Source organism: Porphyrobacter sp. MBR-49, from assembly GCF_053628655.1.
The window spans coordinates 1-15,007 of the sequence record NZ_JBRJGU010000013.1 but is presented as its reverse complement, the minus strand read 5'-3'; the positions used below and the strand labels follow the sequence as shown (position 1 = coordinate 15,007).

Below are 15,007 nucleotides of genomic sequence, written 5' to 3'. Positions count from 1 at the left end.
GAAAGTGATACCATCGCGCATCCTCCCTGAATCGCACGTCGGCAAGCCTCTGGGAATCCCTAAATGGACTCTTTCGTTCCGGTCAATCCACTAGAGGGGGTCTAGACAGGGTCTAGAGGGGGTCAAGCGGGAGCCTGAAGGGGTCAAACAGCCGCGTCCCGCACTACCGCGACCCCGGCTTCCTTCTGCGCCTTCAACTCAGCCTTCAGTTTCGCCGGATCGCGCGCGAAGACAAAGCCGAAGCTGACCCCGCCTTCCTTGCCGATGGTCGCATGGTGCAGCTTATGCGCCTGCACCAGCCGCTTGGCATAGCCCTTGCGCGGCACCCAGTTCCAATAGCGCTGATGCACCAGCCCATCATGCACCAACGTGTAGATCACCCCATACAGCGTGATCCCGACCGCAAACCACCACAACCAGTCCCAGTAAAGCGAGCCGACAATATACATGGCTGCATTGATCGTTCCAAACACCACCGCGAACAGATCGTTCTTTTCCAGAGCATTATCATGCGGTTCGTGATGATCGCGGTGCCAGCCCCAGCCCCAGCCGTGCATGATGTATTTGTGGGCATACCACGCGAACAATTCCATCCCGATCAGCGAGGACAGCACGGTGAGTGTGATTTCGAGCCAGCTCATGCGGGCACCTTTTCAGCCAATTCAACCTGCGCCGCCCCGGCCCGTCGCGCAGCGGGCAGCGCCCACCACGGCACATCGGGGCGGCGGTGATGTTCCAGATGATAGCCGAAATGAAAGCAGGTGGCGAGGCTGAGAAGCGTGCCGAAATCGTCGCTGCGGGTGTTGTGGCGATCAGCAAAGCTCGCCGCGTCTTCCCCCGCGCGGTGGCGGTGCGGGCGGAAGGTGCCGAAGTAGAATAGCTGCAATGATGATGCGAGCGCGGGCAGGCCATAGAGCAGCACGATTTGCGCCATCGGAATCCCGATCACCAGCCAGTAAATACCCACCACGGTGTGGACATACAGGATCGATCGCCAGCCGAAGTAACGCCGGAAAAACGTGGCATACCAGCGCATAAAATCATCGGGGTGATGCTCATCAAAATCAGGATCGCCCGCGCGCCCCGCCAGCCTGTGATGGGCAAAATGTGCATCGCGCAGCTGCTTCCAGCCAAAGCCCGCATAGAGCGCCAGCAACACCGCACCGATGGTCGCATTGCAGCGCGGCCTGCCCGGCATCAGGCTGCCGTGCATCGCATCGTGGCAGACGATGAACACCCCGACCGAAAGCCAGCATTGCACCGCCGCCAGCGCCAGCGCGAAGGGCCAATTGCTCCAGGTGAGTTCAAACACGAACATCGCATAGGCGTGCAAACCCAGCCAGCCCCCGGCGATAGCCGCGCCCAGCACCAGCCCAACCGCGCTCTGCCGCGCACGCGCGAAAGGGGTGCCATGCAGTTTCATATTAAACAGATACGCCCAAACCCGTCATGCGGTCTCGTATAGAAGCCCTGCGCGGCGGCGCAATTGCGTTTCGTGGGAGTGGGCTTGCGCCGGTGTCTTCAATCGTCGCCCCGGGATCAGGGTCAGGGCAACTTATCGCCGCGAGTAGTGGGAGAGCACCAACCCGCGTCCATCGTCACCCCAGCGCAAGCTGGGGCCTAGGGCCGCAAATGGCAGTGCTCACCGCTTGAGAACCCAGCTTTCGCTGGGATGACGGATAATGGCAGGTTTTGGCATTGCACCGTGCTGCTGGGAATGATCGGGGTTGGGTGGATTTAACTACCCGTTATCGTCGCCCCGGACTGGATCCGGAATCCCGCTGCCTTCCTTATCCGGCCATCGGATGGGAAGAAGAAGCGGGATCCCGGGTCAAGCCCGGGAAGACGTAGAAAGGGAACAACCGCAACGGCGTCGCTTCCCGAACAGCCGCCTTACCTCGCGGGCGCAATATCTGCCATTCCGGCGCAAGCGGGTTTCGTATGAAACCGCCCTGCCCCGGCCTCACTCCCCTTGCGGAAAGAAAAACGCGCGCAGGTGTTCGCCGATGCGCGCCGGGCGCAGGGTTTCGGCGTCGATGCAGCACCAGCTTGATTGCACTTCGGCCAGCACTTCCTCGCCGCGCTTGATCAGCGTGGAATAGAACGCGCGCGCGCCGTTGAAGCGTTCGAGCACGGGATGCGCGATCACGTCATCTTCCAGAAACGCAGGCTTGCGGTAGGTAATCTCGTGCTTCAATGCGACCCACGCCTTGCTCGCCACGTCTTCGGCCGGGGCCAGATTGTTCCAATGCGCCAGCACCGCATCCTGCACCCAGTTGAGGTAGCGCGCGTTGTTCACGTGGCCCATGAAATCGATATCCGCCGCCTCAACCTTGATCGGGTGGACAAACGCGGATGCTGAGGGAAGGATTGCTGACATGGCTGTAAGCTAGCGGAGAATTATTACAATTTCCACCAACCATTGCCCAAAAATCGCCGCAATCTTGCCACGGCTCGACAATCATGGGTAAGGACGGGGCACTTACCCCAACCCGATGGACACAATCATGGCCAGCCGCCCGCGCACGCTATACGAAAAAATCTGGGACGCGCACGTAGTTGAAACCCGCGATGATGGCACCGCGCTGATTTATATTGACCGGCATCTGGTGCACGAAGTGACCAGTCCTCAAGCGTTTGAGGGGTTGCGGGTGGCCGGACGGCCGGTGCGGCGGCCCGAACTGACGCTGGCGGTGCCCGATCACAATCTGCCCACCACGCCGCGCCGTGATGCGAATGGCGTGGTGCTGCCAATTGCCGATCCGGAAAGCGCCGCGCAGCTCGCCGCGCTTGAACGCAACGCACCCGAATTTGGCATCCGCTACATCCCGGCGACGGCGAAGGAACAGGGAATCGTCCATGTGGTCGGCCCCGAACAGGGGTTCTCGCTGCCCGGAACCACCATCGTCTGCGGCGATTCGCACACCGCCTGCCACGGCGGCTTGGGCGCGCTCGCCTTCGGGATCGGCACCAGCGAGGTTGAACACGTGCTGGCAACGCAGACGCTGTTGTTGCAGCAATCCAAATCGATGGAAGTGCGCGTAAACGGCGATCTTGGCCCCGGCGTGACCGCCAAAGACCTGATCATGCACATCATCGGTCAGATCGGGGCGGCGGGCGGCAGCGGCTATGTGATCGAATATCGCGGGGCGGTGTTCGAACGCATGAGCATCGAGCAGCGGCTGACCGTGTGCAACATGAGCATCGAGGCAGGCGCGCGCGCCGGGCTGATCGCACCCGATGACGTGACTTTCGCCTATCTCAAAGGCCGCCCGATGGCACCTGCGGGGGCACAATGGGATGCCGCCGTCGCATACTGGCGCACGCTCCATTCGGATGACGGCGCGCTGTTCGATAAAAGCGTGGTGATCGATGCCGCCACTGTCGAACCCAGCGTGACATGGGGCACCAGCCCCGAAGACGTGGTGGCGATTGGCGGGCGCGTGCCCTCGCCCGATGACTTCGCTGACGAATCCAAACGCGTCGCGGTGCAGAAAAGCCTCGATTACATGGGCCTCACCCCCGGCACTGCAATGACCGATGTGCCAATCGAAAACGTGTTCATCGGGTCTTGCACCAATAGCCGGATCGAAGACCTGCGCGCCGCAGCTGCGGTGCTGAAAGGCCGGCGCAAGGCGGACAATGTGCGCTGGGCAATCGTGGTGCCGGGATCGGGTCTGGTGAAAGCGCAGGCCGAGGACGAAGGGCTCGACCGCATCTTCACCGCCGCCGGGTTCGAATGGCGCGAACCGGGCTGTTCGGCCTGCCTGGGGATGAACCCCGACAAAGTTCCGCCGGGCGAACGCTGCGCTTCGACCAGCAACCGCAATTTCGTTGGCCGCCAAGGCCCCGGCGCGCGCACCCATCTCGTCTCGCCCGCCATGGCGGCGGCTGCCGCTGTCACCGGGCGGCTGGCCGATGTGCGCTTGCTTGGTGTGACGTCAAACCCTTGAAACGCGCCCGCGCAAGGCGCATGGATATTCCATGACCGATAAGAAAACCCCGAAGAAACCCTCCGGCAACGCTACCAGCAACCGGGCCGCCATCGGCGCGGCGGCGATTGGTTCAGCAGCGGTGGCTGCGGCGCTGCTGTATGCAGGGCGCAAGTTTGCCGCCAAGAAAAAGCCGAATGAACCAACTCAGCCCGGCAAGATCCCCTCGGGTGAGCCGCCCGAAACCGACTGAGGACGAGGCACTGATGCACCCGCTTAACCGCGTCGATGGCGCCGCTATCCCGCTTGGCCTCAAGAATGTCGATACCGACATCATCATTCCGGCCAAATGGCTCAAGACCATTAGCCGCGAAGGGCTGGGCGCGGGCGCGTTTGAAACGCTGCGGGCCGAACCCGGTAATGTGATTGACGATCCCGCCTATTCCGGGTCGCCGATCCTGATCGCGGGCGACAATTTCGGCTGCGGGTCAAGCCGCGAACACGCCGCCTGGGCGCTGGGCGATCTCGGCATCCGGGTGGTGATTGCGCCGAGTTTCTCCGACATCTTTTCGGGCAACGCGGTCAAGAACGGGATTCTGCCCGTGGTTCTGCCGCAGGATGCGGTTGACCGCCTGATGGAAGTCGCACGGCAGGGCGAACCGATCACCGTCGATCTGGAAACCCAGACCGTGACGACGCCCTATCAGGATCGTTTTGCCTTCACGCTCGATCCGTTTCGCCGCGATTGCCTGCTGGGCGGGCTTGACGAAATCGCCCTGACAATGGCGCGCGGCACGGCGATTGGTGCTTTCGAAGCGGCCCGCACCAGCGATCAGCCATGGTTGATGCGCGGCACCGCGATCTGACAATTCCAAGGGAGAGACAATCATGAAAGCCATCCGCAGCCACACCACCGGTGGCCCTGAAACGCTGACCCTCGACGAGATTGACGCGCCCACCCCCGGCGCTGGCGAAGTATTGGTCGCGGTCAAGGCCTGCGCGATCAACTATCCCGACACGCTGATCATCCGCGACCTGTATCAGTTCAAACCGCAGCGTCCCTTCTCTCCCGGCGGCGAAATTTCCGGGGTGATCGAGGCGGTGGGCCAAGGCGTGACAGGCGTTGCCGTGGGTGACCGGGTGATGGCGGGGATTGGTAATGGCGGGCTGGCCGAAAAGGTCGTCGTGCCTGCGGGCCGGATGTTCCCGGTTCCCGATGGCGTGCCGTTTGAAAAGGCCGCCAGCCTGCTGATGACCTATGGCACCACCATCCACGGGCTGAAGGATCGCGGTCATATCAAGGCGGGCGACACCGTGTTGATCCTTGGTGCGGCGGGCGGGGTTGGCCTGTCGGCGGTGGAACTGGCCAAGGCGTTCGGCGCGCGCGTGGTTGCCGCTGTCTCGTCCGAAGCCAAGGGCGAAGTCGCCCGCAAGGCCGGGGCGGACGAGGTGGTGATCTACCCGCGCGGCGACATGGACAAGGATGCGTCGAAGGCGCTTGCCGCAGCCTTCAAGGCGGCGTGCGGCCCCGATGGCGCAAACATCGTCTATGACATTGTCGGCGGGCAATATTCCGAACCCGCACTGCGCGCCATTGCGTGGGAGGGCCGCTTTCTGGTGGTCGGCTTCCCCGCCGGGATCGCCAAGATGCCGCTGAACCTGACCCTGCTCAAAAGCTGCGACATCTGCGGCGTGTTCTGGGGTGCCTTCACCGCGCGCGAACCCGAAGCGTTCCGCGCGCAGGTGGATGAACTGTTCGCGCTGATGAAGGCGGGCACAATCGATCCGCTGGTATCCGAAACCTTCCCGCTCGCGCGCGCGGGCGATGCCATCGCCAAGCTGGAAAACCGTGAGGCGGTGGGCAAGCTCGTCGTCACCATGGAATAGCGGCCCACGCGGGCGGCTTGCCGCTTGAAGCCGTGGCCTGCCCCCTATATCCTACACATTGCATCCGCTTGCGAAGGGACACTCACATGACCGATTTCAAAGACCGCGAACGCGCCGAAGAAGCCAAGTTCGCGCTGGACGGCGAAACCGCCTTCCGCATCGCTGCGCGCCGCAACCGCTTGCTGGGCGAATGGGCCGCGGGTCTGATGAAGCTGACCCCCGAAGAAGCCGACGCCTATTGCAAGGCGGTGGTGCAGGCCGATTTCGAGGAAGCGGGCGACGAAGATGTGATCCGCAAACTACTGGGCGATCTCACCGCCGCCGATACCAATGTTTCGGATGCCGAAATCCGCGTAAAGCTTGACGAAATGACAGTCGAGGCACGCCGCCAGCTGCTCGGCGAAGTGTGATCTTGCGCATCGGGGAGAGCACGCCATGCCGATGACCGCTGCTGCCATCGAAGACGCGATCATGACCGCCCTGCCCGGCGCGCGCGTGGAATTGACCGATCTGGCCGGGGATAATGATCACTGGGCGGCGACCGTCACCGCGCCGCAATTCGCTGGATTAAGCCGCGTTGCCCAGCACAAGCTGGTCTATGCCGCATTCGGCGGGCGCATGGGCGGCGAACTGCACGCCTTGCAAGTAACCACCGTGGTCCCCACGTAAACCGCACCATACTTTGAACCTCATATCAGGGCTGCCCGCAACATGTCTGACGCCAATTCCCGCATTTCCGATCTCGTCACCAGCAATGATGTCGTGTTGTTCATGAAAGGCACGCCGCTGTTCCCGCAATGCGGGTTTTCCAGCCGCGCGATTGCGATCCTCGACCATTGCGGGGTCGCCTATGAAAGCGTTGACGTGCTGCAGGACATGGAAATCCGTCAGGCGATCAAGAGCTTTTCCGATTGGCCAACGATCCCGCAGCTTTACGTGAAGGGCGAATTCGTCGGCGGCAGCGACATCATGATGGAAATGTTCGAAGCGGGCGAATTGCAGCAGCTGATGGATAAGATCGGTAATGACGCAAAAGTAGCCGGAAACGATCGGGATTGATTTCGGCCCAAGGGGCCGCAAGCGCGACTGCGCGCCGGCCGGTCAGGCCGAGAGCCAAGCAGCGCGGACGCGTTGCGCCCGGCGCCTGAGGGCAAAGCAGAAATGTTCTCCCAACGAAAAACCGCCCCGCAGGACCAGTGCGGGGCGGTTTTTATTTTGGGGAGGCACGATCCGGAGACCAGGAAGGATGCGCCTCTCATTGAAGACCATTGAGACAGTAATCGTTATGCACAGCGCGTGCCAAACTTGAAAAAGCGCAGTATTCTCACGTTTCTCTGATTGCCTGACCGTTCGCTGCGAAGCAAATTGTAAACCATCCCGACACCTCTCGGCCAAATCGGCAGAGACACCCTTTGCCCCTTGGCAAGCGCTTGCCACAGGGCCATGCTTTGCCGCGATGACCACCGATTCCCGCCCTCAGGGCATCCCCGCCGCAACCATCATCATCTTCCGCAATGCCCCACTGGGCAGCGCGCCGGAAGTGCTGATGCCAGAAGTGCTCATGACGGTGCGTTCACGCAACATGACCTTCGCAGGCGGAATGGCGGTGTTCCCCGGCGGGCGGGTCGACCCGGCGGACTTTGCACTGGGCGAAGCGGTAGCGGCAGGCGGCGGCATGACGCCAGACGAAGCCGCGCATCAAATCGCGGCGGTGCGCGAAACGCTCGAGGAAACCGGGCTGGCGCTGGGCCTTGCAGGAAACATCAATGCCGAACGTGCTGCGCAGGCGCGGGCGATGCTGGCCGAGGTGGGCGCGCTTGCCCCGGTGCTGGAGGCGTTCGGCTGGAGCCTCGACCTGTCGCAAATCACGCCTTTCGCGCGCTGGTTTCCCAAGAACGAACACATCCCGCGCGTTTATGACACGCGCTTCTACCTCGCCAATCTCGGCACCGGCGCGGTCGATGTATCGATTGACCATGCCGAAAACACGCACCTGTTCTGGACATCCGCCCAAGGCGCGCTGGACGCGGCGGAACGCGGCGAGATCAAGCTGATCTTCCCCACCCGCCGCAATCTGGAACGGCTCGCGCTGTTTGCATCATTCGAGGAAGCCAAGGCCCAGGCCGAAGCGATCCCGGTCAGGACGATCATGCCGCAAGTGGTCGAACGCGAAGGCCAGCCGTGGCTCACGATCCTGAGCGATGCCGGTTATCCGGTGACAGCAGAATTGCTGGAGAACGTGGCGCGGGGATGAGGCGTCGCCTTGCACACCCCAAATGCCCAGCCCCTAGTGGCATTCTGTGCAGACTTTCGGCGGCTTTACCGCTCGTCATTGCAGCGTGTGGAGGTAGGCGATCAAATCGGCGCGATCCTGCGGATTCTTCAACCCGGCAAACGCCATCCGGTTGCCTTTGACCAGACCCTGCGGATTTTCGAGATAGGCTGACAGGGTCGCATCATCCCACGTGAGATTGGCGGACTGCATCGCCGGGGAATAGGCAAAACCAGCCAGCGATGCCGAAGCCTTGCCCGTAATTGCATGAAGCGATGGGCCCAGGCCGTTCTTGCCGGGTGCGATGCTGTGGCACGCCGCGCATCGGGCGAAGAGAGTTTTGCCGTGGGCTACGGGATCGTTAGCCGCAGCAGTAGCGGGTTCGGGGGCTTGCGCTGGTGCAGCAGCGACAGGATCGGTCTGCGTCGTGCTTGAGGTATCCGGTGCGTCGGCGCTCTTCCCGCAGGCAGCAAGTGCGAAGGTCAGTGCGAAAAGCGGGGCAAATATGCGTCTCATGTGGAAGTTCCTGATTGAACGGGCGTCATGGATTTTGTGCGGGTAAGCGGCAATGCGCGTGGCCGCGCGTTGAAAAGCAGCGGGATCGTCCATGCCATGGCGAGGCCGATGGCGAGGAACAGGAAGCCGAAGCCCAGCCGCCACTGGTCATCGATCAGATAATTGTTGCACAATCGAACCGGCGAATGAGTGAACAGGAAGGCCATGAACCCCGCCATCGAAACGGCCTGGGCTTTCAGGAAACCGCGCAACAAGGCGTGCGCTTGCCGCCAGCCAATCGCGAGAAGGGCCCCGATCAACGGGACCGACAGAAACTTTGCCAGTGTCATCAATGGAAAACTCACCGCGCCATCGATCGAGCGGGGCAGCATCCAGAAGGCAATGCCGAACAGGGCGGCCAGCAATGGCGCAAACCCGCCCTGCGCCCAGCGCCATTCGCAGCGCGGTGAGAGCAATACGCCGCAGAGGCCGAGCATGGGCAGTTGCACCAGCACGTGCAGCACGGGATCAGCCTCAAGCGCGCGGTTCCCTAATAGGCAGGAAAGCATGATGATGGCGGCCAAGCCCGGTCGCAGGCGACGCTTCATCGCACGGCCTTTCGTGCGGCGGCAATAATCCCTTCGAAATCACCAGTGTCGTGGATTGCGGCCAGCTTGCCATCAGCCGTCACCACATGAACCGCAACATTGTGGGTATAGCCGCCCATCCGGTCAGGGATGGCGATCACGCCGAAGTCGCTCAGTATTTGCGGGAGCACTTCCGGTCGCGGGCGCGCGATGGTCCACAGCGCGTCGTCGGCATCATGCCGCTCCCCATAGGATTCCATCCGTTCGACCGTATCGAATTCGGGATCGAAACTGACCGACATCAGCGTGACCCGATCAGCAAGCCCGGCTTTCCTGACCCTGTTTCCCAGCCGGAACATGTCGGCCCCGGCTGACTGGCACAGCGTCGGACAGGTGGTGTAGATGAACTCAACGAGAGCCACTTTGCCGCGGGCATCAGGGATTGTGGCCGATGCGCCTGACATGGTTTCCAGCGCAAAGGGCGAAACCGGCTGCGGTGCGCGCTGAACCGCGAGACGCCGCGCGCTTTCCGCTGTCAGCGCCTGCCCGCCATCGGTTGCCTGCCACAGCAGCCCGCCCCCGGCAGCAACAACCAACAGCGATGCCAGCAGCGCCTGCATCGCATCACCGCCCCGACGAGTTTTTCAGCCCCAGCAGATAGCGCAGCACAAACATCGCCGCGCCCAGGATAACGAGCAGGGCAAAGCCCGTGGCGATCTGGCTTTGCAGCACCCATTCCGGCGCATGCACCGCCCAGCGGCGCGGCACCGACAGCGCACCTGAAACTAGGAACATCAGCGTAAATCCTGTTCCGCCGAGAACATAGGCGCTGAATGCCGCCCAATTGAAGCCGCCGGCAGCCTTGTGCTCCGGCTTACCGATGAGCCACATCATGAAGCCAAAGCTCATCGCCACCTCACCCAAAATGAGATAGGTGTGAAAATGTCCCGGAACCCACTGAGTGTTGTGCATCACCTTGTTGACCGAAATCATGCCGTCGATGATCGCCGGTACCGACCCCACCGACCAGCCCGCAACCCCCAGAACCAGCAGCGCCGAGGCCAGATCCCAGCGCATGGCATTGGCCTTGCGCAGATAGACGATCAGAGAGAAGGCCGTCACCGCGAGCAACGGAATGCCCGACAGGTAGGAAACAATCTGGCCCATCGCCAGCGACCATGCGGGCATGACCGTGTCCTGCAACAGATGGTGCGGATAGACCGCCATGACAAACAGCAACACCAGCGACCATGCTACGGCAAAAATGCGCGTCGTTTTCCAAGGGGTGCCGGTATATTCCGGGATGATTTCGTAAACCGCGATCACCGCCATGTAGATGCTGGCGTTGATGAACACATGGCCGAAGAAATAGATCATGTTCTTGGCCAGCAAGGCATCGACCTTGAATTCAGGGAAATAGAGATTGACGAGGCTGCTGGCGAGAACCGCCGCGCCAACCACCGTGCCGATGGTGTTGAAGATCGTGGTTGCCATCGCCGCCACGACAGCGGGCGGCGGCGCATCTTCTACCGTGCCCTTGCCCATCACCAGCGGCCAGGCCAGCGCCCCGCCGATGCCGCCATAGCGCGCGATCAGCTTGCGCCCGACTTCGAGATAGAGCAGCAGAAATGCAACCCCGATAGCGACGTAGCCGAGCAGGAAAGCAGCCGCCGCATCCGTTCCCCAAACCCCGCCACTATTCGCCGGGAGCGGGAACAGAAACGTCCACGCGCCAGCATAGCCGCCGATGAAAATTGCGCCAAGGATCAAAACCACGCCGAGCAGGAACAGGCCGAGAAAAGCCCAGAACACCCCGCGCGCCAGCGGCACGTAACGCCCCATGAAATACCACAGAATGGCCGCCCCGGTCAGCCCGGCGGTTCCCACCATGCCCGCCCCATGCGCGGTGAGCAATTGATAGAACATAGCCGGATCGAGATCGATCAGATTGCCCTGCGCCGCACGCATGACAAAGCCGAAGATCATCATCAGCAGCAGCACAACACCCGCCAGCAACATGGTGAATTTGACTGCGCCAGCCTGTGGGCCGGGCAACCTTTGCGCAGAGTTGTTGTCCATCGTCCTGCCCTCCGTTTCAGTTTGCGGCCGCGACCGTGAATTCATTGGTCATCGCGTGGTGCGCGACTCCGCAATATTCCATACAGACGACGCGATAGACTCCGGGCTGGCGGAACACGTGTTCAACCTGATTCACATATCCCGGCATCGCCTGAGTCTGGAACAGCAGGCGATCCTGACTGTCCATTACCCCGAAACCATGGGTGACGTCGGTCGTGCGGGCGTTGAAGATGACCGGCACGCCAAGCGGCACGGTTTCACGATCAATTTCCCAATACCACATCGCCCCGGTCACGTTGACGGTGGCGCTTGGCCCATTAGCAGCGCTGATGGCATGCGGCCATGGCCGCAATGATACGGCAGTGACGATGACCCCAACCGCCAGCAAGGCATAAATGAAGCGCGTTCGCACAGCTTCACGCGGAGCGCCGGTATCAGGTTTGCGGCTGGCGCGAACAGCGCTGATAAAGAGCCCTGCAATCACTGCCATCAACACCAGGCTGATCAACAGCACACCAGATTGGATTGGCATCGCCCGCTCCTATTAACGCATTTCAAATGCATTAATACGGTTTGCAAGCGTCAGCTGTCAAATCAAATCAGGGTGAGGAATCCACCGGCAGTTCGCCCAGCAATGCTGCAAACCGCTCTCGATGCGGCGTCAGGTCTGACAGTTGATACTGGTCTAGACGGAGCAGAAAATCGGCAAGCGCGCGGGATAACGCACCCTGCAAGCCGCAGGCGCCCACCACAGGACAAGTGTTTGAACTTGCCTGCATGCATTCGACGAAGCTGTCGAGACTTTCCATCGACCGAACAACCGCGCCAACATTGATCTCCTCAGCAGGCTTTGCCAGCCTGAGACCGCCGCCCCTGCCACGCGTCGCCTGCACGAGTTCGAGCGCCTGTAGCCGGTGTGCGACTTTGGCCAGATGGTTGCGGGAGATGCCATAGCGGCGCGCGATACCTTCGACCGACATCTGCTCCCCAAACGACGACAGGGCCATCAGGATGCGCAAGGCGTAATCGGTTTGCAGGCTCAAATGCATCAATGGCGTATATGAGATATTGCTTTTCGTCTCAAGGAATGAAATAGAGGTATTTCATATACGTCTTTATGGGATATGTCATGGAACAGTCTGGTGCTGACGCACGTACAGACTCATATGCAGGCTCAGGGGCAAGGCCTCCGGTAAGCGACCATGCGCGGCGTACGCGCGAGGCCAAGCGGGAAGAAGCAGAATCACTGGGGATTGATTCCGAGTTCATCGCCCTTCTTGTCGAGCGTTTTTATGCTCGCATCAGAGCCGACGAGCTGCTCGGCCCGATCTTTTTGCAGAGGATTACGGACTGGCCTCAACATCTCGATAAAATGAACCGCTTCTGGCGATCGATCCTGCACAATAGCGGTGAATTTTCGGGCAATCCGATGGTCAAACACATGGCCATTCCGCGTCTGGAAAGCCGCCATTTCGAACACTGGCTCGCGCTGTTCTACGCCACCCTGTCCGATATCGAAACCTCCACCCAAGCCACCTGGCTGGTGGCTGACAAGGCCAGAATGATCGCCGACAGCCTGCTGACCGGCATCGAAGTCAATCGTCGCGGCATCGGCGGTGCTCGCGCTGGAAAGGAATTGCCCCATGCTTGATGATCACAGCCCTGTGATAGGGGACATCGAAGCGGTTGCCGACATGTCGCCTGACAAACCGCTTCCGCCCGACCATGAAACCAGCGGGGTGCAGCACGGTTTCCAGTTTCCTGCGTGGATATGGGGCGCGATGCTGGGGTGTTATGCGATATTTTTCCTGACCGTTACGCTGGCAACCGGAAGCGGGGGCAGAGCTGTCTTCGCCATCGTCGTTTCGATGCTCTACACAGCCATGTATTTTGGCGTCGCCACCGTCCTGTCCTCGATCAAGGGCCATGAAAAGCCATCGCCGCTGGCGCAGGGTAAGCCGTTGCAAACCTGGACCGGGCCGATGAGTTCATCCGCCGTTGCCGGGCAGGTTCTGGCCATCCCGCTCGCACTCGTCGTGTTCGGGATTGGGATCTTGCTGATCGTCGTGATCGTAACGTAACGTAGCGCGGCAATAATGTCCTACGGCGTGCCTTAACTGCGGCTACGTCGACGTGGCGTTGACTTGCTCTCAAATTATATGCATAGGACTACGATGCATAATGATGGCAGCCTTCTCGACGCGCAAATCAGCTTTGGGCTGGAACGGATCGCGGCCTATGCCCGGAAGAAGCAGTGGGCAATCGCAGAGCAATATGGCCTGACGCCGACCCAGATCGCGATTCTCGAACTTGCCGCAGCGCGCACCGATGGTATCCGCCTGACCAAAGCCGCAGCGCAAATCGGCGTATCCCAACCCACCGCCAGCGATGCGGCGGGGTCTCTGGTCGCCAAACAACTGCTTGAACGCGCGCCGGATCCTGGTGATCGCAGAGCCCAGCGCCTCACCCCGACAAAGCAGGGCGCGCAACTGGTTTCTCGCCTGTTGAGCGGCCATGCCGCTGTTACTGCGGCTGTCCCCCAGCATAGGCGTGCGAGCCTGTTTGCAGCATTGGCGCAAACCATAGCCACCCTCCAACGCGGCGGTGAAGTGCCGATCCAGCGCATGTGTTTGACCTGCAGCCAGTTTGAACGGTGTCGGCATGATGACGCAAAACTGCCGCACCATTGCCGGTATCTTGATCAGCCCATCGGCCCATTGGGCATGATGCTGGATTGCCCGGATCATATCATGTCCGCCGATTTGGAACCGGCATAAAGCTGCGGGCGCTGGCGCGACCGTAGAAACCTGATTGAACCATCGCTGCCTCCGCAAGGAGAGCGATACTGATCCCCGCAGGCGGGCGGCCTGCAACGAAGCGCGTGAAAACCCGCGTATAATACATAGGAGTCCTAATATCATGAGCGTTGCAACATTCTATCACGCCGGTTGTTCGGTGTGCGTCGATGCAGAACAGAATCTCGCCCACGCGCTTGATCCTGCGCGCTATACGGTTGAAATCGTGAATTTTGCCGACAACCCGGAACGCATTGCCGAAGCCGAAACGGCTGGCGTTCAATCGGTGCCTGCCTTCGTGATCGACGGGAATGTATTCCACGTCAACCACGGCGCTACGATGGCGCAGGTGAAGGGCGATTAATCCCGCGCTCCAGCGGCGGCATCTGCACAAGGTGTCGCCGCTGACGCTGCAATAACAGGGCGAACTCATGAACACGAAATCCAATCCCCCAGACTGGCAGGTCGCGCAATGGTTCAACACCGCCATGCCGTTATCACTTGCCGCGCTTTCAGGCCGCGCCGTCATTCTGGTCGCATTCCAGATGTTGTGTCCGGGTTGCGTAAGTCACGCGCTTCCCCAGCTCCAGCGCGTGCGCACCGCGTTCAAGGAAGCTGATCTTGCCGTGGTTGGCTTGCACAGTGTGTTCGAACACCACACGGCACAAGGAACCAGCGAAGCGCTGACGGCCTTTCTGAAAGAATATCGCATCACCTTTCCGGTGGGGATTGATGATCCGGCGGGTACGGGCGGGCTACCGGCGACAATGCAGGCATATCAGATGCGCGGCACGCCAACGACGCTCATCTATACGCGCGATGGCGGGCTTTTTACCCACCACTTCGGCCACATCGACGATCTGAACCTAGTGGATTGACTCCAACGTTTGGAACCCCCGGTTACGTGCGGCGATGATTTCGTCGGGGTCCGCCTTCCAGACGAAGGGCTTTGGATGGCTG

At 61.1% G+C, this 15,007-nt stretch carries 22 protein-coding genes; 13 read left to right on the top strand and 9 right to left on the bottom strand.

All coding sequences use genetic code 11. The features are described 5' to 3' along the window. Positions 1-143 precede the first annotated feature (143 nt). The 3 genes from ACSSV3_RS14455 to ACSSV3_RS14445 all read right to left on the bottom strand — a co-directional run bounded on the left by ACSSV3_RS14455 (position 144) and on the right by ACSSV3_RS14445 (position 2,380). Positions 144-641, bottom strand: coding sequence for a sterol desaturase family protein (locus tag ACSSV3_RS14455; protein WP_354327094.1), 498 nt, complete (start codon positions 639-641; stop codon positions 144-146). Continuing rightward, positions 638-1,423: a fatty acid desaturase gene (locus tag ACSSV3_RS14450; protein WP_354327093.1), complete on the bottom strand. Its 786-nt coding sequence runs from the start codon at positions 1,421-1,423 to the stop codon at positions 638-640. Before ACSSV3_RS14450 ends, ACSSV3_RS14455 begins: the two co-directional genes overlap by 4 nt. A 540-nt stretch (positions 1,424-1,963) precedes the next feature. Then, positions 1,964-2,380, bottom strand: coding sequence for an acyl-CoA thioesterase (locus tag ACSSV3_RS14445; RefSeq protein WP_354327091.1), 417 nt, complete (start codon positions 2,378-2,380; stop codon positions 1,964-1,966). A gap of 127 nt (positions 2,381-2,507) precedes the next feature. On the opposite strand from ACSSV3_RS14445, the gene leuC reads away from it, so the two are divergent. From leuC to ACSSV3_RS14405, 8 genes are all read left to right on the top strand, one after another. Beyond that, positions 2,508-3,953: a 3-isopropylmalate dehydratase large subunit gene (gene leuC, locus ACSSV3_RS14440; protein WP_354327090.1), complete on the top strand. Its 1,446-nt coding sequence runs from the start codon at positions 2,508-2,510 to the stop codon at positions 3,951-3,953. Positions 3,954-3,984: 31 nt separating this feature from the next. After that, positions 3,985-4,185 carry an isopropylmalate isomerase gene (locus ACSSV3_RS14435; RefSeq protein ID WP_354327089.1) on the top strand — a complete coding sequence of 67 codons (201 nt, stop codon included), beginning with the start codon at positions 3,985-3,987 and terminating at the stop codon, positions 4,183-4,185. A 13-nt stretch (positions 4,186-4,198) separates the two neighbouring features. Further along, positions 4,199-4,798: a 3-isopropylmalate dehydratase small subunit gene (leuD, locus tag ACSSV3_RS14430; RefSeq protein ID WP_354327096.1), complete on the top strand. Its 600-nt coding sequence runs from the start codon at positions 4,199-4,201 to the stop codon at positions 4,796-4,798. Between the two features lie 22 nt (positions 4,799-4,820). After that, entirely contained in the window at positions 4,821-5,819 is a 999-nt protein-coding gene (locus ACSSV3_RS14425; protein ID WP_354327087.1) for an NADPH:quinone oxidoreductase family protein, read from the top strand. An 86-nt stretch (positions 5,820-5,905) separates the two neighbouring features. After that, the gene (locus ACSSV3_RS14420; RefSeq protein ID WP_354327085.1) at positions 5,906-6,229 is read left to right on the top strand and encodes a DUF1476 domain-containing protein; all 324 of its coding nucleotides are present in this window, start codon (positions 5,906-5,908) and stop codon (positions 6,227-6,229) included. Positions 6,230-6,254: 25 nt separating this feature from the next. After that, complete coding sequence (locus tag ACSSV3_RS14415) at positions 6,255-6,488, top strand: BolA/IbaG family iron-sulfur metabolism protein (RefSeq protein WP_354327084.1); 234 nt, start codon at positions 6,255-6,257, stop codon at positions 6,486-6,488. A 42-nt stretch (positions 6,489-6,530) separates the two neighbouring features. Next, on the top strand, positions 6,531-6,878 hold the full coding sequence (gene grxD, locus ACSSV3_RS14410; RefSeq protein ID WP_354327082.1) for a Grx4 family monothiol glutaredoxin: 348 nt from the start codon (positions 6,531-6,533) through the stop codon (positions 6,876-6,878). A 397-nt stretch (positions 6,879-7,275) separates the two neighbouring features. Next, positions 7,276-8,073 (top strand): NUDIX hydrolase, encoded by a 798-nt coding sequence (locus tag ACSSV3_RS14405; protein ID WP_354327080.1) that lies wholly within the window; start codon positions 7,276-7,278, stop codon positions 8,071-8,073. A gap of 75 nt (positions 8,074-8,148) precedes the next feature. Here the strand turns inward: ACSSV3_RS14405 and ACSSV3_RS14400 are convergent, their stop codons facing one another. The 6 genes from ACSSV3_RS14400 to ACSSV3_RS14375 form a co-directional block, all read right to left on the bottom strand. Then, positions 8,149-8,607, bottom strand: a complete 459-nt coding sequence (locus ACSSV3_RS14400; protein WP_354327079.1) for a c-type cytochrome — start codon at positions 8,605-8,607, stop codon at positions 8,149-8,151. Further along, positions 8,604-9,194: a hypothetical protein gene (locus tag ACSSV3_RS14395; protein WP_354327078.1), complete on the bottom strand. Its 591-nt coding sequence runs from the start codon at positions 9,192-9,194 to the stop codon at positions 8,604-8,606. Before ACSSV3_RS14395 ends, ACSSV3_RS14400 begins: the two co-directional genes overlap by 4 nt. Beyond that, a complete protein-coding gene (locus ACSSV3_RS14390) occupies positions 9,191-9,793 on the bottom strand; it encodes an SCO family protein (RefSeq protein WP_354327077.1) in 603 nt (200 codons plus the stop codon). The genes ACSSV3_RS14395 and ACSSV3_RS14390 overlap by 4 nt, the downstream gene beginning before the upstream one ends. A 4-nt stretch (positions 9,794-9,797) precedes the next feature. Further along, complete coding sequence (locus tag ACSSV3_RS14385) at positions 9,798-11,252, bottom strand: cbb3-type cytochrome c oxidase subunit I (RefSeq protein WP_354327075.1); 1,455 nt, start codon at positions 11,250-11,252, stop codon at positions 9,798-9,800. Positions 11,253-11,268: 16 nt separating this feature from the next. Next, positions 11,269-11,784 carry a cupredoxin domain-containing protein gene (locus tag ACSSV3_RS14380; protein ID WP_354327074.1) on the bottom strand — a complete coding sequence of 172 codons (516 nt, stop codon included), beginning with the start codon at positions 11,782-11,784 and terminating at the stop codon, positions 11,269-11,271. Positions 11,785-11,851: 67 nt separating this feature from the next. Next, positions 11,852-12,301: an RrF2 family transcriptional regulator gene (locus ACSSV3_RS14375; RefSeq protein WP_354327072.1), complete on the bottom strand. Its 450-nt coding sequence runs from the start codon at positions 12,299-12,301 to the stop codon at positions 11,852-11,854. 80 nt (positions 12,302-12,381) lie between these two features. On the opposite strand from ACSSV3_RS14375, the gene ACSSV3_RS14370 reads away from it, so the two are divergent. The 5 genes from ACSSV3_RS14370 to ACSSV3_RS14350 all read left to right on the top strand — a co-directional run bounded on the left by ACSSV3_RS14370 (position 12,382) and on the right by ACSSV3_RS14350 (position 14,925). Then, on the top strand, positions 12,382-12,903 hold the full coding sequence (locus ACSSV3_RS14370; protein WP_354327071.1) for a group III truncated hemoglobin: 522 nt from the start codon (positions 12,382-12,384) through the stop codon (positions 12,901-12,903). Next, positions 12,896-13,333, top strand: coding sequence for a hypothetical protein (locus ACSSV3_RS14365; protein ID WP_354327069.1), 438 nt, complete (start codon positions 12,896-12,898; stop codon positions 13,331-13,333). Before ACSSV3_RS14370 ends, ACSSV3_RS14365 begins: the two co-directional genes overlap by 8 nt. A 93-nt stretch (positions 13,334-13,426) precedes the next feature. Then, complete coding sequence (locus ACSSV3_RS14360) at positions 13,427-14,029, top strand: MarR family winged helix-turn-helix transcriptional regulator (RefSeq protein ID WP_354327068.1); 603 nt, start codon at positions 13,427-13,429, stop codon at positions 14,027-14,029. A gap of 142 nt (positions 14,030-14,171) precedes the next feature. Beyond that, a complete protein-coding gene (locus tag ACSSV3_RS14355; protein WP_354327065.1) occupies positions 14,172-14,411 on the top strand; it encodes a thioredoxin family protein in 240 nt (79 codons plus the stop codon). A 67-nt stretch (positions 14,412-14,478) separates the two neighbouring features. Continuing rightward, positions 14,479-14,925 (top strand): TlpA disulfide reductase family protein, encoded by a 447-nt coding sequence (locus ACSSV3_RS14350; RefSeq protein WP_354327064.1) that lies wholly within the window; start codon positions 14,479-14,481, stop codon positions 14,923-14,925. Positions 14,926-15,007 lie beyond the last annotated feature (82 nt).